Source organism: Kitasatospora sp. NPDC096128, from assembly GCF_040303105.1.
In the GTDB taxonomy this organism is placed as follows: domain Bacteria; phylum Actinomycetota; class Actinomycetes; order Streptomycetales; family Streptomycetaceae; genus Kitasatospora.
Genome location: NZ_JBEOSP010000013.1, coordinates 164,286 through 184,301 on the forward strand (window position 1 = coordinate 164,286; position 20,016 = coordinate 184,301).

18 protein-coding genes and 1 tRNA gene are annotated in these 20,016 nt (G+C 70.4%); 9 read left to right on the plus strand and 10 right to left on the minus strand.

Features of this window, described 5'->3' with window-relative positions:
- From ABTY61_RS17075 to ABTY61_RS17100, 6 genes are all read left to right on the plus strand, one after another.
- A complete protein-coding gene (locus tag ABTY61_RS17075; RefSeq protein WP_350505791.1) occupies nucleotides 1–408 on the plus strand; it encodes a four-helix bundle copper-binding protein in 408 nt (135 codons plus the stop codon).
- Between the two features lie 36 nt (nucleotides 409–444).
- Nucleotides 445–2,232, plus strand: coding sequence for a hypothetical protein (locus tag ABTY61_RS17080; RefSeq protein WP_350505792.1), 1,788 nt, complete (start codon nucleotides 445–447; stop codon nucleotides 2,230–2,232).
- Between the two features lie 42 nt (nucleotides 2,233–2,274).
- Nucleotides 2,275–3,129, plus strand: a complete 855-nt coding sequence (gene ddaH, locus ABTY61_RS17085; protein WP_350505793.1) for a dimethylargininase — start codon at nucleotides 2,275–2,277, stop codon at nucleotides 3,127–3,129.
- 25 nt (nucleotides 3,130–3,154) lie between these two features.
- The gene (locus ABTY61_RS17090) at nucleotides 3,155–4,684 is read left to right on the plus strand and encodes a cation:proton antiporter (RefSeq protein WP_350505794.1); all 1,530 of its coding nucleotides are present in this window, start codon (nucleotides 3,155–3,157) and stop codon (nucleotides 4,682–4,684) included.
- 279 nt (nucleotides 4,685–4,963) lie between these two features.
- A complete protein-coding gene (locus ABTY61_RS17095) occupies nucleotides 4,964–6,346 on the plus strand; it encodes a threonine/serine exporter family protein (protein ID WP_350505795.1) in 1,383 nt (460 codons plus the stop codon).
- 60 nt (nucleotides 6,347–6,406) lie between these two features.
- Nucleotides 6,407–6,790, plus strand: coding sequence for a DUF2397 family protein (locus ABTY61_RS17100; RefSeq protein ID WP_350505832.1), 384 nt, complete (start codon nucleotides 6,407–6,409; stop codon nucleotides 6,788–6,790).
- A gap of 353 nt (nucleotides 6,791–7,143) precedes the next feature.
- On the opposite strand, the gene ABTY61_RS17105 is transcribed toward ABTY61_RS17100, so the two are convergent.
- From ABTY61_RS17105 to ABTY61_RS17120, 4 genes are all read right to left on the minus strand, one after another.
- Entirely contained in the window at nucleotides 7,144–7,560 is a 417-nt protein-coding gene (locus tag ABTY61_RS17105; protein ID WP_350505796.1) for a hypothetical protein, read from the minus strand.
- A 150-nt stretch (nucleotides 7,561–7,710) separates the two neighbouring features.
- Entirely contained in the window at nucleotides 7,711–8,838 is a 1,128-nt protein-coding gene (srmL, locus tag ABTY61_RS17110) for a PheS-related mystery ligase SrmL (protein WP_350505797.1), read from the minus strand.
- Between the two features lie 485 nt (nucleotides 8,839–9,323).
- Nucleotides 9,324–11,198: an FG-GAP-like repeat-containing protein gene (locus ABTY61_RS17115; RefSeq protein WP_350505798.1), complete on the minus strand. Its 1,875-nt coding sequence runs from the start codon at nucleotides 11,196–11,198 to the stop codon at nucleotides 9,324–9,326.
- 76 nt (nucleotides 11,199–11,274) lie between these two features.
- Complete coding sequence (locus tag ABTY61_RS17120) at nucleotides 11,275–11,997, minus strand: hypothetical protein (RefSeq protein ID WP_350505799.1); 723 nt, start codon at nucleotides 11,995–11,997, stop codon at nucleotides 11,275–11,277.
- A 317-nt stretch (nucleotides 11,998–12,314) separates the two neighbouring features.
- Between ABTY61_RS17120 and ABTY61_RS17125 the strand changes: the two genes are divergently transcribed.
- Both ABTY61_RS17125 and ABTY61_RS17130 read left to right on the plus strand, forming a co-directional pair.
- The gene (locus ABTY61_RS17125) at nucleotides 12,315–13,460 is read left to right on the plus strand and encodes a hypothetical protein (RefSeq protein WP_350505800.1); all 1,146 of its coding nucleotides are present in this window, start codon (nucleotides 12,315–12,317) and stop codon (nucleotides 13,458–13,460) included.
- Between the two features lie 43 nt (nucleotides 13,461–13,503).
- Nucleotides 13,504–14,034: a hypothetical protein gene (locus tag ABTY61_RS17130; protein WP_350505801.1), complete on the plus strand. Its 531-nt coding sequence runs from the start codon at nucleotides 13,504–13,506 to the stop codon at nucleotides 14,032–14,034.
- An 80-nt stretch (nucleotides 14,035–14,114) separates the two neighbouring features.
- On the opposite strand, the gene ABTY61_RS17135 is transcribed toward ABTY61_RS17130, so the two are convergent.
- The 4 genes from ABTY61_RS17135 to ABTY61_RS17150 all read right to left on the minus strand — a co-directional run bounded on the left by ABTY61_RS17135 (nucleotide 14,115) and on the right by ABTY61_RS17150 (nucleotide 18,082).
- Nucleotides 14,115–15,641, minus strand: coding sequence for an NHL domain-containing protein (locus ABTY61_RS17135; RefSeq protein WP_350505802.1), 1,527 nt, complete (start codon nucleotides 15,639–15,641; stop codon nucleotides 14,115–14,117).
- 58 nt (nucleotides 15,642–15,699) lie between these two features.
- Entirely contained in the window at nucleotides 15,700–17,226 is a 1,527-nt protein-coding gene (locus tag ABTY61_RS17140; protein ID WP_350505803.1) for an NHL domain-containing protein, read from the minus strand.
- Between the two features lie 297 nt (nucleotides 17,227–17,523).
- Nucleotides 17,524–17,649, minus strand: a complete 126-nt coding sequence (locus tag ABTY61_RS17145; RefSeq protein WP_350505804.1) for a hypothetical protein — start codon at nucleotides 17,647–17,649, stop codon at nucleotides 17,524–17,526.
- 139 nt (nucleotides 17,650–17,788) lie between these two features.
- Nucleotides 17,789–18,082: a hypothetical protein gene (locus tag ABTY61_RS17150; protein WP_350505805.1), complete on the minus strand. Its 294-nt coding sequence runs from the start codon at nucleotides 18,080–18,082 to the stop codon at nucleotides 17,789–17,791.
- Between ABTY61_RS17150 and ABTY61_RS17155 the strand changes: the two genes are divergently transcribed.
- Nucleotides 18,057–18,305 (plus strand): hypothetical protein, encoded by a 249-nt coding sequence (locus ABTY61_RS17155; protein ID WP_350505806.1) that lies wholly within the window; start codon nucleotides 18,057–18,059, stop codon nucleotides 18,303–18,305. The two genes, ABTY61_RS17150 and ABTY61_RS17155, sit on opposite strands and share 26 nt — an antisense overlap.
- Before the next feature lie 95 nt (nucleotides 18,306–18,400).
- Here ABTY61_RS17155 and ABTY61_RS17160 read toward each other — a convergent pair.
- Nucleotides 18,401–18,474: transfer RNA gene (locus tag ABTY61_RS17160), tRNA-Pro, on the minus strand.
- Nucleotides 18,475–18,624: 150 nt separating this feature from the next.
- Complete coding sequence (locus ABTY61_RS17165; RefSeq protein WP_350505807.1) at nucleotides 18,625–19,983, minus strand: MFS transporter; 1,359 nt, start codon at nucleotides 19,981–19,983, stop codon at nucleotides 18,625–18,627.
- Nucleotides 19,984–20,016 lie beyond the last annotated feature (33 nt).

The window sequence follows — 20,016 nt, forward strand, 5'->3', positions numbered from 1 at the left end:
GTGAACCCGACCATCGACATCCCCGACCACACCACCACCTTCGCCCTGCCGAACCGGGACACCCTCGTCACCGCGGCGGCCGTCCTGCAGCACTGCGAGGAGGCCGTGACCGGCTGCGCCTCCGCCGTCTTCGACGAGCCCGAGCCGATCGAGCAGCTCTCCGAGGTGTGCCGGGACATGGACTGCGCCGACGTCCTGGCCGTGACCCGGCGGGTGCTGACCCGACGCACGGACCCCGACCCCGACCTGCTGCGCGCCCAACTCGCGGCATGCCTGGTGGCGCTGCGGCTGAGCCACGAGCTGTGCAGCAGTCACGCCGAGGAGTACCCGCAGGCCCGCACCTGCTCGAACGCGACCGTCCGCGGCATCGAGGTGTGCCGCCGCCTCCTCGGCGAGCTCCGCCCGTGACGGCGTCCCACCCGCGCAACCCCGAAGGAAACGACCATGCTTCACGCTCCTGACGCCCAGCCGGAGGACACGGTGACCACGCCCTCCCCCCGAAACGAAACCGACCTGCCGGGCGTCATAGACCCCGACTTCCTGGCCCTGGGCCTCGGCGGCACCAACATGATGGCGATGCTGTGGAGCGTTGCCATGGGCCGACGCTCGGTGGGCGTCGAGATGCGCGGTGACCCGTTCCTCGGCGTGCACTGGAACATCCGCGAGGACCTCTACCACCAGTTCGGCCTGATCGACCAGCTGATGCTGGAGCGCTACGGCGAGGACCGCGTGCCACGCCGCGCCAACGGCCGCCTCTTCCGCCTCGCCGAGTGCTTCCGCAGCGCGGACACCTGCGCCGGGGACATCGTCGCGGACGAGATCATCGACGGCTTCGACGAGGACCAGCACATCTCCGGCAGCATCCACCACGTCGAGTTCATCGACGACCGGTTCAAGGACGGCCGCCCGAACCGCGAGATCACGCTGCTCTCACCGCCGCAGCCGCCGGAGCAGCCCGACAGCGCCATGATCCGCGGCGATGTCGCCGACATGCTCAACGGCGCCTCCACCTTCCAGGCGGAGGCCGCGGCGACCCTGACCCTGATGCGCCGGTACCTGGAACGCATCGAGGAACAGGACCTGGCCCACGGCAGCGAACCCCGGGTCCGGCTCTTCTCCCGCCACCGCGTCGTCACCACCGAGGGCGACGGCTTCGTCCGGCTCCCCGACGGCAGGCTGCGGATCCGCATCGAACCGCTCCAGGAGTACGACTTCAAGGGCAAGTTCGTCCGGGTGCGCGAACCGGGCAGCCAAACCATCGAGATCGGCGTACCCGAGCTGTTCGTGATCGCCCAGGGCTTCCACAGCAGCGACGCGGAGCGGCTGGGCTTCCGGCAGCACGACGTGGAGGTGGACCACCAGGACGGCCGCGGGCCGGTGGTGGCCCAGGCGGACTTCGTGGCCGGGTTGATGGAGTGTCTGATCGGCGGGCGACTGCGCCGCCGGATCGCCTCGACGTTCGACGCCGACGGCAGGGAGTACTGGGTCCGCCAGATCGCGGTAGGCCACGAGAACGACCCGGAGGTGGGCTGGGTCCTGGTCCAGGTCCCCGACCACATGTCCTTCGATCCCATCGAAGCGGGGCTGATCCCCGCCGGGACCGACCCGGAGTCGCCCGAGTACTACGCCGCCTACCAGCACCTGATCTTCGACTTCTACATCGGACAGGCAGCCGAGGTCCTCGAGATCCCCGTGGCCGAGCTGACGAAGGTGCAGATGGCCTACGGTCCGAAGCTGTTCAGCCTGATCGAGCGGATGGGCGACGACGCGCTGATCGCCGCCAACGGCGTGGTCGCCGGCGACTCCTTCGGCAACGGACACTTCCTGACCAGCGGTGGTGCCATGACCGGCATGATCGGCCACAGCGCCCGCATCCTCCAGTACTGGCAGTCCCGAGAGATCGGTACCACCCCGGCCGAGGCGATCCGCTGGCTCGCGGACCGCATCAAGGAAGACACCCAGGCCTGGCTGGACGTCAGCGCCCAGGAGTACAGCCAGGCCGTACCGATCAACTTCGGCGCGGAGCGCATCCGGCAGATCACCGCGGCCAGCGGCATCGACGTCAGCGACCGGGCCCACGGCATCGACGCCTCCCGGCGCAAGCGCCACGCCCTCCTGCCCCTGGACGCCTCCGACTGGCGCAAGCGCACGCTGCGCAACGGCAAGGTGCTCTCCGCGCCGCTGCCCCAACTGCAGCCCACACACCCCGCCCTGCGCGGCACCACCGTCTGACAACCCGCACCGACTCTGCCCGTCACCCGCAACGGAGACATCGTGCCCCCACTTGCCACCGCCCCGGATCCGGACCGCACACCCTCCCGCCGAGCACGTCCTCGCCGCTACCTCATGTGTCGCCCGACGTACTTCGAGGTCAGCTACAGCATCAACCCGTGGATGGACCCGGCCAAGCCGGTGGATCCCGAACTCGCCGTCGCCCAGTGGGAGCAACTGCGCCGGCTCTACCTGGACCTCGGCCACCAGGTCGACCTGATCGAGTCACTGCCCGGCCTGCCCGACATGGTCTACGCCGCCAACGGCGCCACCGTGATCGACGGAAAGGTCCTCGGTGCACGGTTCCGCAACCAGGAACGCGCCGCCGAAGGACCCGCCTACCGGGAATGGTTCCGCGCCCACGGCTACACCGACGTCCTCGAACCGCGCCACGTCAACGAGGGCGAAGGCGACTTCCTGGTCACCGGCAGCTGGATACTGGCCGGCACCGGATTCCGCAGCAGCCCCCAAGGGCACGCCGAGGCCCAGGAGTTCTTCGGCCGCCCGCTGATCAGCCTGGAGCTGGTCGATCCCCGCTACTACCACCTGGACACAGCCCTGGCCGTTCTCGACGACGACGAGGTCATGTACCATCCGGCGGCGTTCTCACCGGGCAGCCGAGCCGTCCTGGAGCGGCTCTTCCCGACCGCCGTCCTCGCCGACGAGGCCGACGCCGAGGTCTTCGGCCTCAACGCGGTCAGCGACGGCCGCCACGTGGTGCTGCCGCAGGCCGCCGTCGGCCTGGCGGAGCAGCTGCGGGGACGCGGCTTCGAGCCGATCGGGGTGGACCTGTCCGAGCTGCTCAAGGGCGGTGGCAGCGTGAAGTGCTGCACGCTCGACGTGCGGGACCCGCGCTGACGGCATCTCTGAGAGGCGGAGCGCCATGGTGACGCATGCACCCGATTTCCAACTCGCCGTCGTCATGGCGGACATCGCTCTCGTCCTGGCGGCCGGGCTGCTCCTGGCCCGGCCGCTGCGCCGCCTGCGCCAGCCGCCGGTGGTCGCGGAGATCGCGGCGGGGATCACCCTCGGCCCGAGCGTGCTCGGGCTGCTGCCCGGCGACCTTCCCCAGCGAATCTTCCCTGCGGTGGGACGCCCGCTGCTGTCGGCGATCGCCGAAGTGGGCCTGCTGCTGTTCATGTTCCTGGTCGGCTGGGAGCTGGACCTCCCCTCGCTTCGAGGCCGGCGCAGCTCGGTCGCCGCGGTGTCGCTGTCGTCGATGGCCGTGCCGTTCCTGCTCGGGTCGGCCCTGGCGGTGGCACTGTACGGCGGGCACAGCCAGGTGCACGGGCATCGGGTCGACCGGCTGCCGTTCGTGCTGTTCATCGGGACGGCGATGTCCATCACCGCCTTTCCGGTGCTGGCCCGCATCCTGGTGGAGCACCGGTTGCAGTTCACTGCCCCCGGCCAACTGGCCATGGCCAGCGCAGCGGTCGGCGATGTGCTGGCCTGGTCGATGCTCGCGGTGGTCACGACCGTCGCCACCACGAACGAGTCGCGAGGTCTGCTGTCCGCGGTGGGAGGATCCGCCGTCTTCCTGGCCCTCCTGGGCCTGGTGGTGCGCCCGCTGCTGTGCCGGTGGATGGCACGCGGCACCGCAGGGGACCGACCGGCGCCCGCACTGCTGGCCGTCATCTGCGCGGGGATCCTGCTCAGCGGCTATGCCACCTCGTGGATCGGGATCGACGCCATCTTCGGCGCCTTCGCCTTCGGGGTCATCACGCCCAGGCAGCCCCAGGCCTATCTGATAAGGCAGTTGAAGGAGCCCCTGGAGAAAGCCGGCTCGCTGCTGTTGCCGGTGTTCTTCGTCGTCACCGGCCTGTCGGTGGATCTGAGGCAGCTGGGCGCCGGAGGATCGGTGGAACTGCTGGCCGTCGTCGCCGTGGCGTGCGTCGGCAAACTGTTCGGGGCGGCCGTCCCGGCGAAGCTGACCGGCCTGGACTGGCGGGATGCGCGTCTGGTGGCAGTGCTGATGAACACCCGCGGGCTCACCGAACTCGTCATCCTCAAGGTCGGCGTGGAACTCGGCGTACTGGACGGCCGGATGTTCACGGTCATGGTGGTGATGGCGCTGGCCACCACGATGATGGCCGGTCCGCTCCTGCCACGGCGGGCCAAGGCCGGTGAATGCGAGGAAGCGCCGAACATGACTGCATGTGACCACGGTCATGCTGAACCTTCGGCTGGAACTCGTCGTAAGGCAGTCTGTGGAAGAAAGCACTGTCATCACGCCCCTCAGGAAACCGTTCGGACTGGTCCGTCGGCCTTGCCGGAACACACGGACCACGAGTCCGGACGCCTCGGGCGGGAAGCGAGCGACAGGGCGTACGGCTGCCGACCGGTCGGATGCACAGGCGCTGTCGGACGCTGCCACGGCACTTCTGGCCCGGATCCGAGGCGGCCTCGTCGGTGACGGCGATGTACTGCAGGGCCCTTACGTGCCCCTGCGGACCACGGAGTCTCCGGCGGGCCACCCCGCCCACGCAGGTGGCCTCGTCGCCGAACGTCCCGGACGTACGGTCGAAGGCCACATCGACTTGCCCGGGAATTTTGAGGCGCTCCGTCACTTCCCCATGGCTGAGGTCTGCTTGCGGACTCACCCCGACGGCACGGGAGCGGACGAGCCGTCCCAGGGCCCTCACGTCGGCCGCGATGACCACCTCCGGCGGCTGCCCGACGAGAGTGCGGCCCGATGACCATCGCACAACGGCCAGTGGCCGTCCGACAGTTCACCCGCCTCACTCCCCCTGCGCACGAGTACGCCGGTGAGCTCCTGCTGCTCGCCCTGCGCACCGGTGAACTACTGCTGGCCAATGGCGCGCCGGCCGCCGACGTCGTGGCGACGACGACCGCGATGGCGGCGGGCCTGGGACTCCACGGCTGCACCGCGGACGTCACCGCCGGCGCCCTCTCACTGTCCTACCGCAGCGGGCCGCAAGCGGTGCCCATGACCGAGATCCGGGTCGTGCGCACCACCACCCTGGACTGCTCGCGCATCGACGCCGTCCACCGCCTCGTCGAACAGGTCGCGCGGCGTCGCCTGGACGTCCGCACGGCACGGTACCGCCTGGCGCAGATCGAGGCCGCCCGACCGGCCCACCCCGCCTGGCAGGTCACCCTGTCCTGGGCCGGCCTGGGCGGCTTCTTCACCGTGATGCTGGGCGGCGGGCCGACGGTGTTCGCCTCCGCCGCCGCGGTGGCCGCCTTCATCGACCGCGCCAACCACCACCTGTCGCAGCGCGGCGTGCCCGGCTTCCACCAGGTGGTCCTGGGGGGAGCGGTCGCCACCGCCACCGCGACGGGGCTCTTCCTCACCGGCACGACCACCCAGGCACCGCTCGTCGTCGCGGGCGGAATCGCGATGCTGCTGCCGGGCCTGGCCTTCGTCAGCGGAGTACAGGACGCCATAGCGGGGTACCTGGTCACCGCCGCGGCGCGCGCCCTGGAAGTGGCGATGACCGTCGCCGCGATCGTCGCCGGAGTGGGAGCAGCCCTCTACGCTGCGGCGCACTCCGGGCTACGGGCCCCGCAGGTCCAGCCGGAGGGCTTCGCCCTGCACGGCTGGACCGCACTCCCCCTGGAGATCCTGGCCGCCACGATGGTCTGCGCCTGCCTGGCCTTCTGCCTCCAGGGGACTCGGTGGAACCTGCTCACGGCCGGCCTGGCCGGCGCGATGGCCTGGACCGTCCACCTCGTGCTCTGGCAGGAATTCCGCCTCCCGCCGCCACTGGCCGCAGCGGTCGCGGCCACTCTCGTCGGCCTCGCCACCCAGACCCTCGCGCACCGCACCAACAGCACTGCACTCCTGCACACCATCGCCGGCATCGCACCGCTCGCTCCCGGCTACACCATCTACCAGGGCATGCTCCACCTCAGCCACGGCCAGCTCGCCCCTGGGCTCCTGACCATCGGCCAAGCCGCGGCCATCGGCCTGGCCACCGCAGGCGGCCTCACACTCGGACACACCGCCGCCGACCAAGTCGCCCCCGGAACGGCCCACCGGAGGGCAGTCCGGCGGCTCCCGAACCCAGCCACCACTTCAGTCACCCACAGTGACGACACCCGGAACCCGTAGACGGCTCCTGCCCCCCAACACCCCAGAGCCGAAGTTCCGCAACCTACCCCAAAGGACCGCCTGGTCGAGTACATCGAGCACTTCATCGCCGATCTGGCGAACCGCGGCGCGCAGATCGCGAACCTGCTCGACCGGCTGAACGTCCCCGATGCGGGGCGGCTGCTACCGGCCGCCGCGCAGCGTGAAGCCGGTGATGCCCTACCGGATGACATGCAGCTCGAACCGCATGGATGGATACACCTTTCGGTACCCACAACGCCCAGTCTTCGGCTTCGGAAATCAATTCAGAACCTGGGTGGCCCACCCCTGAATTGCCGCTGGGCTTCCTCCCACCCGCCCCAGTCGAAGCCGAAGCCGAGAATGACAGAACCACAATGGCCTGCACTTGACAAGATCACGTGCAGGCCATTGCGAGAAGTTGCGAGAAGTTACCATCGACGCTGACACACTGCCAGAGAAGAACATCCTCTGAACTGCGACTTTACGTCGGGACGACAGGATTTGAACCTGCGACCCCTTGACCCCCAAGTCAAGGGGTTCAACTATTGTCGGCAGCCGGGACCCCAAGGCCCCGGCTCTCTCTCTTGCTCAACTGCCATGAGGTACAGGCGAGTTGGAAGCTCTCAGCGGAAGCGGCCACCACGGGGTGCTGACGGTGGCTCAGTGTCTACTTCGCGCAAAAGTGTCCGTTTTCACCCATCAGCGTTCATGAGTGCTCATCGGGTGTGGTCCCAAAATGGTCCCCGGGCTGACCACTCCGCCGCGGCTACTGCCGGTGACCGAGACCTGTCGACCCTTCAGCAAGTGCCGCCGGGCGATCCCGACGGCCGGAGGGCGCCCAGGGTGTCGAAGGCCGCCGATGCCTCGGCGAGCAGGGTCCGGTCCGGCGTGCCCACGAGTGCGGCCCGGACCTTCGAACGGGCCGCCCAGTACGACTGTCGGGCACGCTCATACAGGGAGGCTGCCGCCAGGTGGTGGCGCCGGGCCGGCCGGACGTCGCCCCGTGCGGCGGCCAGTGAGCCGGCCGCGGATTCGGCCATGGCGCTCCACGCGGAGCTCTGGCACAGCCGCGCGACGCGCTCGGCCGCGCGCGCGTGCTCTGCGGCGGCCGGGGTGTCGCCGAGTGCCGCGAACGCCTCGGCCGCGACCGGGTGGAGCAGCGCGGTGCAGCTGGGGCAATCGCCGTACCGGGCGGCGGCCGCCTGCTGCTGCACGGGCTGCGTGCACCGCCTCCAGCGGCTCGTCACGCTCAAGCGCGTCGAACGCCGCCGTGCCGTAAAGGCGGCCGAAGGCGTGCAGCGCGAGCGGGGAGACCGCAGCGGCGGCCGGCGCCTCCGTGGGGAGGGCGCCGGCCGGGGCCCGGGTCAGCCGGTCGCCGCCCACTGGTGGGCGCTGCCCCGGTGGATGGCGACGTAGACGCGGTCACGGAGCAGATTGGCGTCGTGGTCGGTGAGGGTGCGGTCCAGGTGTCGCAGGATCACCTTGAGGAGGACGTTCTTCTGCTCCGGGCGGGCTCCGAGCCGCTCCAGGGCCCGCGGAGGGAGGTCCGTGCACGGCGTCTGGCTGAGGATCTCGACGGATTCCACGCAGTCGGCGTCGGAACCGAGGGCCTCGCGGACCCGGTCGCCGAGATCCTCGGCGAGGTCGTCGCGGTCGACGGCGACGGACAGGTCGCGGCGGACGACGGGCATCGCGGACACCGCCCGGTACGGGGCCAGGTCGGTCAACTGGGCGGCGATGGAAGGCTCGGCCGAGCGCAGGATGCGGATGTCCGGGATGCCCTTGAGCAGCATCAGCACGCGGTCGAGGCCCATGCCGAGCGCGAGGCCGCTCCACGAGCCGTCGAGGCCGGCCCGCTCCAGCACCCGCGGGTGCGCCAGGCCGCACTCCGCCACCTCGATCCATTCACCGTCGCGGTCCACGTCCACCTGGCGGCCGGAGAGCGTGTAGGGGTGGATCCGGTCCTCGTGACGGTGCGTCGCTTCGGGGAGGATCCCGGCCACCAGCGTGGTGACCATGTCGTCCAGATCGGCGGTCGTCACGGGAACCGGGCGGCGGGTGACACGCCACAGGTCCAGCTGGTGGGGAGTGCCGGTGTGCAGCCGGTCGATGCTGTCCCGGCGGTAGACCACTCCAGGACAGACCAGCAACACGTCGTCGGCCGGGTCCGGGTCCGCGGCCAGCGCACGCAGTGCGGCCGGGATCAGTGCGCTGGAGTGACTGCGCAGCATGTGCTGGTCGTCGACGTAGCGGGTGTAGCGGGCGTCACGGGTAATGTCGTCAACGCGGTAGCCGAGGTTGTCGTAGTTGTCCTCGACGGTGACCGTGCGCTCGCCGCGGTACCAGCGGACCTCGCAGCCCCAGTGTTCCGCCAGCGCCTCGACGGCATGGTTGAGGACGAGTTGGAGAGCGTGTGGTCCAGCGGCGGGGTCGCTGAGGTCCCGGACGGACAGGTCACGGGCGAGCTGGTCGGCGGAAAGGTGCGCGGGCATGTCGGCCTCCTGGCCAGGAGCAGTGTCGGGGTTTCGGAAACCCCCCAGCCCCTGGGCCTGGCCGCACGGTGGGATCGGTCAGCCGGCTCAGTTCTGGAGACGTGGCGAAGGCCGACCCCTGCGGCACCCTTCGGGGGCCAGGGGGCCGGTAAATCGGCGAGAAATCGCTACGGCGGCCACACCAGGAGCCTAGCCGACCCGACAGAACGACGGCAAGCAACGTCCACCGTTCGAACTCCGCCGGGGTGGGCCGAACTTGCGCGACGACGGCCTGGACGCCGCCGCGGTCAAACGTGACGGCGCCGGGGTGAGCGTCGTCGCCGTCCAGGCGCCGCCTCCGGGAGCACCACGCGGCCGAAGTCGCGCGGGTCCCGGACCGGACCGGGGACGGCGTGGCTTGCAGGTCAGCAGGGAAGCCGACCACCCACTCGATCCTCCGGCCCGGTCCGGCCGCGTCGACGGCTCCTCCCAGGTCCGCGGCGGCGCTAGCGGGTCCGGAAGCGGCGGTGGAGGTTCCGGGCCACGTACACCCCCGGGCCGCCGAAGCCGACGAGGTCGACGCGCCCGTCGCCGGTGATGTCGGCGACGAAGCGGGGGTGCCGATCGACCCGCCAGGCGCCCGAGTCGTCGTTGTACCCGAAGCCGCGGCACACCAACTGGGCCTGCTCGAAACGGCCTTCACCGAGGCCGTGGGACACCCAGACGCCCTCGTCGCCGAAGCCGACGATGTCCGGGACGCCGTTGCCGGTGACGTCCGCGAGGAAGCGGAGGTGCTTCCTGGGCGTCCAGCCCTGCGCCGTCCCGAAGTCGTTCAGGACGAGCTTCGCGGGCTCGAAGGTGCCGTCGCCGCGCCCGCGGGCCACCGCGACGCCCTGCGGGCCGAAGCCGACCAGGTCCACGTGACCGTCGGCGGTGGTCCTGACCAGGAACCGGGGATGCTTCGCGACCGACTTCCAGCCCTGCGCGGTCCCGAAGTCGCCGAGGACAAGCTCGGGTTCGCCGAACGTACCGGACGTGCCGGACGCGCCCTCTCCGGCCTGGCGGGAGATCCAGACGCCCTCGTCGTGACAGCCGACGAGGTCGAGCCGGCCGTCACCGGTGGTGTCGACGAGGAACCGGGGATGCTTATCGAGGAGCCAGCCACCCGCCTCCACGCCACAGCCGAAGGCCTTGAGCACCGGCGCGTCGGGGAGTTCGGCGAACTTGCCGTCCTCGTCCTGGTGGGAAACCCAGACGCCGCCGTCATGGCAGCCGACGAGGTCGAGCCGGCCGTCACCGGTGGTGTCGACGAGGAACCGGGGGTGCCGGTCGGCGAGCCAACCGCCGGCCTTCAGGTCGCTCCCGAAGGCCTTGAGGACCAGCTTCCCGGTGGCGGGCGCGAACTTGCCCTCCTCGCCCTGGCGGGACACCCGGACGCCGTCGGCGGCCAGCACCACGATGTCGGGCTTGCCGCTGCCCGTGGTGTCCGCGAGGGTCCACAGGTCGGCGGGTGCCAGAGCGGGGCCGGTCTTGAGCAGGGGCTGCTCGTCGTCGAAGGTGCCGTCGCCCCGGCTGGACGAGGTCACGGCTCCCTTGGCGGGCTTGAGCCCCACGATGTCGTGCCGCCCCGCCCCCGTGAGGTCGGCGAGGAACCGCGCACCGGGCCCGGCCCACCAACCCGGCTGCCCGGGAACGCGGTTGAGTCCCCCGCCGGTCCACTCCCCGGCGGCCTTGCCGCTGCCGAACTGCTCCAGGACCAGCAGCATGTCGCTGAACGAGGGCGTCGCACCGGGTGCCGTCCGCAGTGCGGTCGACCGGACCAGCGGCCAGGACCGGCGGCCGTTCCAGTGGTCCCGGTGGGCGAAGCGCAGCACGAGGTCGCTGGTGCGCTCGGGTCCGGCGGTGACGAACCGCCAGCGCTGGGTCTTCGAGCCGTCGTCGTACGCGCGCAGGACGACCCGGGTCTCGGCTTCCGGCTCGTCGTCCTCGTCGCGGTCGGGGAGGTCGAGGACGACGCCGTCGGTCGCGCTCTCGATGAAGTAGAGGCCCGCCTCGCCCTCGATGGGGACGACGTGCCACTGCTGGTTCTTCTTGCCCGCGGCGGCGGCCGCTTGGCGCAGGGCCCGGTCCTTGCCGCCGGGGTCGTCGAGCACCTTGCCGCCGACCGCGTTGCGGATCACATAGCCCTGGTCGTCCTGTTCGAACCCGCCCTGCGCGGTCTTCACAGGGGCGAGCTGCCACTGTTCCCGGCTCGGGCCGTCCTTGGCGAGGTCGCGGACGACCAGCGTCCCGTCCGTGTTCGGGACCAGGGGGGTGCCGAGGGTCTTCCCCGTGGCGGCGTTGACGATCTCCAGTTTCAGTTCTTGCGTGGGCACGGGCATCGTGGTGCCTCTTCCAACTCTTCCGGACGGTTCGGGCGTTAGCCCGGGACGGGGGCGGCGCGGCGGTGGTCGCGACTCACGTGAAGACGTGGTGGTAGGGCACGTTCCACTCGTTGGGCAGCCGCGGGTAGAAGGTGTTGATGATCGTCCCGGTGAAGTCCCCGCCCCAGTTGTAGGTGAGGCGTGCCTCGTTCTCGGGCGTCACCGCGTAGTCCTTGAAGCCGAGGATGGCATCGGGGTGGGTGATCGGCACGAAGGTGATCCCGCCCCACGGCGTCACCGTGACGACCCAGAGCTGGGTGTCCTCGGGCGCGCCGTTCCTGCCGCGCCACTTGTCGCCGACTTTGTCGGGCAGGCCCACCTGCACGGTGTCGGCGGTCGCGGCCTTCGGGGCGTCCTGGTGGACGCTGATGCGCCGGCGCTGGGGCTTCGGGGTGCCGTCGTCACCGCGGCCGACGGCGGTGCCGGCCGGGTCGACGGGCTTGGGGGTCACCTGGCCGGCGGCGCTCTCCAGGAAGTAGAGCGGCCGCTGCCCGAAGAAGCCGCCGGGGGTGATGTACCAGAGGTGGCCCTTGGCCTCCTTGGTGTCCGGGTCGAGCGTGGTGGCCAGCTTGACCCCCTTGTCGTGGACCGAGTCCTTCAGGTCGACGGGCCGCAGGTAGCCGCCGTTGAAAGCGTGCACGAGCATGACCGGCCGGTTCTCGACCAGCGCCGCCACGATCGCGTTGTCGTAGCTGTTCACCGACACCGGGCCGCCGACCACCAAATTCGCCATCGCGGTGCGTTCTTGGGTGTACATAGCGGAAACATCACCTGTTCTGAAGCGGGAGTGTTCTGGGATAGGGAGAACAATGCGTCGGGCACCCAGTTCACGGGCATGGCCCGGAATTGCCGAGTTGCCAGGGTGCCACACTCTCCAACTCATGCGCAGAGTACGGTACTTGCTTCACCCGATCGAGTGTCATGCCCGCAACGGCCACTCCGGGGAGTTGGGGCCGTGATAGCTTCCATCGCCGGAACGTGCACAGAATTCCGTTCCCAACCCACCGAATTCGCCGAATTCATCCGAGCGCGGTTCGGCCGCATCAATTCGAGGACATCATCCGAGGACGGGGAATGCCTTCCAACGCGTACAACCTGGATCGGGCCAAGCGCCAGCCGCTGACCAAGAAGAACCTGCGGGAACTGGGCATCGAGCAGACCTGGCAAGCCATCCTGGAGCACCCCAGCCTGGTCTACGTCGACGAGTACGGCGTGCAGCACAAACCCGTCGGCTTCTCCGTCAACAAGGCGAGCTTCGGCACCTTCCCCGGTACGGCCCACCAACTCGGCTGGCTTGCCTACATGAACCTCGGCGAGCCGCTGATCGAGGAGCGGCGCGACATCCAGCAGCCACCGCCCGACATGTTCTCCTCGCGCAACTACGTCAACCGCAGCCTGACGTCCGACATGAGCTTCACCGACACGGTCGACTTCACCGTCTCGAACGCCGTCACCTGGTCGCTCCAGGGGTCGTCCCAGCTGACCTTCGGCGGCAACGTCAGCGCGCAACTCCAGTTGCAGTTGCAGAACCAGCTCCAACTGAGCCTCCAGGGACAACTCCAGGGACAACTCCAGGACCAGCTCAGTGCCCAGCTGCAGAACGCCACGGCCAACAAGTGCACCACCACGGTGACCAACAAGAACAGCAAGGACAACATCGGGGTGGACAACGCGAACGCCACCGAGAACGGCGTGACCAACACGATGTCCAATACGGCGCAGGCCTCCGCCACAGCCTCCGCGACATCCTCGATCACGGACTCGGTGGCGTTCACGACCACGGGCAGCGCCACCGGGAGCGCGCAGCTCAACGCCCAGTTGATGCAGGGCATCACCGCCTCCGTCGGCGGCACCCTGACCACCAGCTGGAAGTCCACCTCGCAGATCTCCGGCACGGTCCCGCCGACCACCCGGATGGCGACCCTGGTCAGCCAGCGGCGCACCCGCAAGCAGTACTCCTACGAGATCCCGGTGACCTTCTCCGGGCTGCTCGCGGTGCAGTACGACGTGCCGGTGGCGGTGCTGTCGCCGCCGCAGGCCGGGGACTACCCCGGCCTCGACCGGCTGGTGGCGCGCGACATCGCCGACCTCGACCTGGCGGGCGGCGGCTTCCGGATGAAGGGGCTGGCCGAGGTGGTCTCCGCCCTGGAGGTCCAGCACACGATGTTCGACGGCGAGAGCCTGACCGACAGCGAACGAGAGCTGTTCAAGAAGCCCTGAAACCGGGCGGGCGGCGCCACCACGACGACCAGAGGTGACAACCATGGTGTTCGGCAACATCTTCGACTCCGCGGGCAAGGGCGCGGGGCTGTTCTCGGTGATCACCGGCGACGGAAAGCCCGTGCCGGGGGCGGACGTCGACTTCGAGGACTCCGACGACGACACGTACGACGACACGACCACGAGCCTGTACACCAGCGGGATCCACGGGGCCAACAACCGCGCGAAGATCGTGCAGGAGCAGTCGCCCGAGGCACGGGCGATCCTCGGCTTCCTCGGCTCCTTCGTCCGGACCACACAGGCGTCGGCCGGGACGCAGGCGCAGTACTCCCAGGACCCCGGCTCGGTCTCCACGGCGGCGGCCGGCGGCATGCGGGCGTCCAGCCCGACGGTGGCGGAGCACAGCGGTCTCCAGAAGGACCCGGACCTGGAGAGCAGGCCGAGGAAGAGCGACTACACCAAGCCGCCCAAGCCGGCCAAGCCGACCGTGGAGGCCCCCGACGCCCCCGCGGCGCCCGAGGCCGCCAAGCCGACTGCCGACAAACCGACCACCGACACACCGCCGCGCTCGTAGCGGCGAACACTTGGCGAAGGGGGGTCAGGGACGCTGCCGTCCCTGCCCCCCCTTCTCCGTGTCTCGGACTTCTCCGTGCCTCAGACGGGGAGCAGCTGCCACTGCCGGTTGCGCTGGTCGCCGTCCGACTCCTGCTGCTTCACCGCCGCGGGGGCGGTGGCGTCGACGCGCAGGAGCAGGCCGCTGTGCCGGTTGGCGATCTCGTACGTCCGCGGGCTGTCGGTCGCGGGGCCCACCGGGATCAGCCGCCACTGCTGGTGGTGCGCGTCACTGCCCTGGTAGGCGCGTTGCGCCGCCACCGCCCCGGCCGCCTCCTCCCCGTCGACGATCTCCAGTACCTTGCCGCTGCGCAGGTTCTCGATCGTGTAGAGGACCTCGCCTCCGCTCTGGCCCGCCACGACCAGCCGCCACCGCTGGTGCTCCCGGGGAACGGCGAGGGACTGGTGGATCTCGGCCCCGTCCTTGGTGGACTCCCGCTGCACGCCCATCCGCAGCCCGCTGCGGACGTTGGCCCAGGAGACGACCGTGCCGGACTTCGGAAGGCCGGCCATCAACGGTGAGGCGATCCGCCGGATCCGGTTGTTGATGTGGTCGGCGATGTAGAGGGTGTCCACGGAGTCCACCGCGACCGCGGCCGGATTGTTCAACTGGGCCTTCACGGGCTGGCCGTTGTCGCCGCTGAAGCCCGCGGTGCCGACGCCGGCGACGGTGCTGATCCGGCCGTCCGTGGCGATCTTCCGGACCCGGTTGTTGTAGTAGTCGGCGAAGTAGACGGCGCCGGTGCTGTCCACCGCCATCCCCATGGCGAGGTTCAGTTGGGCCTTGTCGGCCGGGCCGCCGTCGCCCCCGAAGCCGGCCACACCGGTGCCGGCGACGGTGCTGATCCGCCCGTCCGCCGCGACCTTCCGGACCCGGTTGTTGCCGCCGTCGGCGAAGTAGAGGGTGCCTGCGGCGTCCACCGCGAGTCCGCGCGGGTAGTTCAGTTGGGCCTTGTCGGCCGGGCCGCCGTCGCCCCCGAAGCCGACCGCACCGGTGCCGGCGACGGTGCTGATCCGCCCGTCGGTCGTGATCTTCCGGATCCGGTTGTTGTTGTAGTCGGAGAAGTAGACGACGCCGGCGCTGTCCACCGCCACCGCCAACGGGTAGTTCAGTTGTGCCGAGGCCGCCGCGGCGCCGTTGCCGCTGAAACCCGCGACGCCCGTGCCGGCGAGGGTGGTGATCCTGCCGTCCTTGGTGATCCTGCGGATCCGGTGGTTTGCGGCATCGGCGATGTAGAGGGTGCCCGCGCTGTCCACCGCCAGCCCGCGCACCTGGTTCAACTGCGCCAGCACGGCGAGGCCGTTGTCACCGCTGAATCCCGCGGCGCCGGTACCGGCGAGGGTGCCGATCCTGCCGTCCGTGGTGACCTTCCGGACCCGGTGGTTGTTGCAGTCGGCGATGAGGAGCGTACCGGCGCCGTCCATCGCCAGCCCGATCGGGCGGTTGAGCTGTGCCGCGACGGCAGGTCCGTTGTCCCCGGCGAACGCCGCCGGCCCGGTCCCCGCGACCGTGGTGATCGGAGGGGCGGTCTGCTGGCCCGGAGTCGTCGTCTTGTCGGGAGTGGTCATCGTCGTTCCTTCGCTCGTGGTGCCCGGTCGTCGAGGGTGAGCGGTTGCTCCTGGTGCGTCATACGGGGAGCAGCTGCCACTGCCGGTTGCGATGGTCGCCGTCCGCGCCTTGCTGCGTGACGGCCGCAGGCGTGGTGGCGTCGACGCGCAGGAGCAGGCCGCTGTGCCGGTTGGCGATCTCGTACACCCGGGGGCTGTCGGTCGCCGGGCCCATGGGGATCAGCCGCCACTGCTGGTGGTGCGCGTCGGTGCCCGCGTAGGCGCGCTGCGCGACCACCGTCCCGTGCACCTTGAGCGCTTCGGGAACCTCCAGTACCTTGCCGCTGCGCAGGTTCTCGAACGTGTAGAGCACCTCGCCGCCCTCCTGGCCCGCCACCACCAGGCGCCAGCGCTGGTGTTCCCTGGGCGCGGCGAGGACCTGGTGGATCTCGGCCCCGTCCTTGGTGGACTCCCGCAGGGCGCCCATCCGCAGCCTGCTGCGGACGTTAGCCCAGGAGACCACCGTGCCCGACTCGGGCAGCCCGGCCGTGGTCGGCGAGGCGATCCTACGGATCCGTTGTCCGCTGTACTCGGTGATGTAGAGGGTGTCGACGCAGTCCACAGCGAGTCCCACGGGGTTGTTCAGCTCGGCCTTGTCCCCAGGGCCGCCATCGCCGGTGGAACCCTCGGTGCCGGTGCCGGCGAGAGTGCTGATCGTCCCGTCGACCGTAACCTTCCGGACCCGGTGGTTGCTGTACTCGGCGATGTGGAGGACACCGGCACCATCCACCACCACCCCCGTCGGGACGTTCAGTTGGGCCTCGGCCGCCGGGCCGCCATCACCGGCGAAGCCCGCGGTTCCGGTGCCGGCGACGGTGCTGATCGTCCCGTCCGCGGTGACCTTCCGGACCCGGTGGTTGAGGCTGTCGGCAATGTAGAAGGTGCCCGCGCCGTCCAGCGCCAGCCCGTGCGGGCGGTTCAGTTGGGCCTCGACCGCCGGACCGCCGTCACCGCCGAAACCCGCCGCGCCGGTGCCGGCGACGGTGCTGATCGTCCCGTCCGCCGCGACCTTCCGGACCCGGTCGTTGCTGTAGTCGGCGATGTAGAGGACACCGGCGCCGTCCACCACCACCCAGAACGGACTGTCCAGTTGGGCCTTGATCGCCGGACCGCCGTCACCACCAAAGCCCGCGGTTCCGGTGCCGGCGACCGTGCTGATCGTCCCATCGGCCGTAACCTTTCGGATTCGGTGGTTGCCGGCGTCGGCGATGTAGAGGGTGCCCGCTCCATCCACCGCCACCCCGCGCGGGTAGTTCAGTTGGGCCTTGGCCGTCGGGCCGCCGTCGCCGCCGAAGCCCGCCGTGCCCGTCCCAGCGACCGTACTGATCCGCCCGTCTGTCGTGATCTTCCGGACCCGGTGGTTGTCGCGGTCGGCGAGGTAGAGGGTGCCGGTGTGGTCCACCACGATCCCGAACGGACGGTTCAACTCAGCAGAGATTGCAGGGCCGTTGTCCCCCTTGCGGCCCGCGGACCCGGTCCCCGCGATCGTGCTGATCGGAGGGGCGGGACTCTCACTGCCTGTCGTTGCTTGCGGGGCGGTGCTCATCGTGATCCCTTCGCCGTTCACTGGCCGCCTGTTGCTCATCTCAGGTGACTGTCGGTTGATTCCAGCAAGTCAGAAGGGCAGGAACATGGCAATTGCCCGTACGAGTGCATTCCAGCGCAACAGGTTGACGGGACCTTTGCGTGAACCCGGCCGCAGCCTGGAATGCCCGACTTCACCGGGGGATGGCCATGGACGCCCTCGGCCTCCATGGACCCACCGACCTCACCCGGCTCCCGAGCACCTGCCGCAATGCCGGGCCAGGTTTCCGATCGAGACCCAGGCCCGCTGCGCGCCCGGCTACTTGTACATGGCCTCGACCGTGGCGACGTCGCCGTCGGACAACTCCGTGGCCTCACCCAGGATGACTCCCGCGGGGAGCTTCTGCTTCGGCGTGATGGTGTCCCTGCCGTTCTTGGAGACCACCCGGCCCCGGAGGGGAACCGAGAGCGTGGAATCACCGTTCCCGACGATGCGTCAGGATGGCGCGCAGCCGGGCGCGCAGCCGGGCGCGGTGCCGGGCGCGGTGCCGGGCAGCGACCGGAGGTGCAGTACCAATGACCCGCTACAGCGTCGACCCCGAACGGCACGCGCTGATCGCGACCTGGGGAACGGGCGAGGGCGATCTCGCCACCCGTATCGCGCTGCCCTGGTCGAATCCGCCCACCGCGCCGGCCGCGCCCTGCACGCCATCGGCAACGCGGACCTCACCGACGCCGTCCTCGCCGAAGTCGGCGCCGAGCTCGCCGCCGTGGAGAACGCCGAACTCGGCGGCCTCACCGGCCGCGCCCGACAGGCCGTCCTCCTCAGCCGCGAAGGCGCCTCCCCCGATCGTGTCCAGGACGCTGCGCCACCGCACCCTGTCGACCCCGGCGAACATCTACAGCCACCTCACCCGCCAGGCAGCCCGCGGAGCCGTCGACGCCATCGCCCGCCTCCTCGACAGCGCCGAACTCGCCCTCTACGCCACCCAACGCGCAGACCGGCCACGGAACCTGATCGACCAGTTCCGCGACCACCTCACGAACCGCCGGCGCAGGACCCGCCGCGAACACGCAGCTCAGGCCCCCATCCCGCTGTAACTGGCGCGACCACCATGCGACCACCAGCTGCCCAAACGCCAGAAAGGCCGCTCCCGCCAGAAGCGGAAACGGCCTACGACCTGCAGTTTTGCAAGTCGGGACGACAGGATTTGAACCTGCGACCCCTTGACCCCCAGTCAAGTGCGCTACCAAGCTGCGCCACGTCCCGTGGTCTGGATGCCTTGCGGTGGGGCCTGGGGGGCCTTTCCGGTTGGCTTCTCGACCTTGTCTCCGGTTGTTGTCCCGGCGACGTGGAAAACAATACAGCACGTCGGGGGGTGCTCGCTGCCAGGTTTCGGGGGTGGGGCGGAGTGGGGGGTCAGGGGGTGGGGTGGCGGGCGTCGTAGGTGAGGAAGGCGGGGCGGCGGGCGGCGAGGAGGAGGACGCAGGCGACGCAGGCGAGGCCGCCGGTGATGACGGAGGTGGCGGGGTTGCTGAGGGCGGCGACGGCGCCGGATTCGAAGTCGCCGAGGCGGGGGCCGCCGGCCACGACGACGATGAAGATGCCCTGGAGGCGGCCGCGCATCTCGTCGGGGGCCGCGGTCTGCATCATCGTGTTGCGGAAGATCATGCTGACGGTGTCCGCGCAGCCGGCCACCGCGAGCAGGAGGAGGCCGAGCCAGAGGTTGTGGAGGGCGCCGAAGGCGGCGATGGCGAGGCCCCAGGCGGAGACGGCGGCGAGGATCGCGACGCCTTGGCGGCGGACCCGGCCGACCCAGCCGGAGAAGAGCGCGCCGATCAGGGCTCCGACGGCCGGGGCGGAGACGAGCAGGCCGACGGTGCGGGCGTCCCCGGCGTAGAAGGTGACGGCGATCGCCGGGAAGAGGGCGCGGGGCATGCCGAAGATCATCGCGGCGAGGTCGGCGAGGAAGCTGGTGCGCAGGTTGGGCTGCTCGCGCAGGAAGCGCAGGCCGTCGAGGACGGAGGCGCGGCCCTTGCGTTCGCCCTCCGGCCGCATGGCGGGCAGGCGCCACACGGCGTAGAGGGTGCCGGTGAAGGCGACGGTGTCGACGAGGTAGGCGGTCTGGGCGCCGAAGGCGCCGATCAGGACGCCGCCGAGCATCGGGCCGACGGTGAGGCCGAGGTTCATGCTGACGGTGTTCAGGGCGTTCGCCGCCGGGAGCTGGTGGGCGGGGACCAGCCGGGGGATCATCGCCGAGCGGGCGGGCGAGCTGAGCGCGAAGAACCCGGCTTGGAGAGCGACGGCGGCGTAGAGGAGCGCCACCAGGCTGAGCCCGGCGAGGGCCTGGGCGGCGAGCAGGGCGGAGACGGCGGCCAGGCCGGCCGAGCCGATCAGGCCCAGTTTGCGGCGGTCGACGGTGTCGGCGATCGCGCCGCCGTACAGGCCGAAGGCGACCAGCGGGACGAGCGAGAACAGGCCCACCAGGCCGGTCGCGAAGGCGGAGCCCGTCAGGTCGTAGACCTGGACGGAGACGGCCACCGCGGTCATCTGCTGGCCTATGGAGGACACCGCCTGCCCGGACCAGACCCGGCGGTAGTCGGCGTTCTCGCGCAGCGGGCTGAGGTCCGCGAAGGCCCGCCGGTACCAGGGGACGTCCGGAGCGGAGGAAGGGCGGGAGGAAGGGCGGGAGGAAGGAACGGATGAGGGGGCGGTGACAGGCGCGGGGGCAGAGGCGGCGTCGGCGGTCGGGGTATCAGGAGGTTGGTTGCTGGTCACAACAGTCCATGGTTGCCCCGGCCCCCGCCGCGC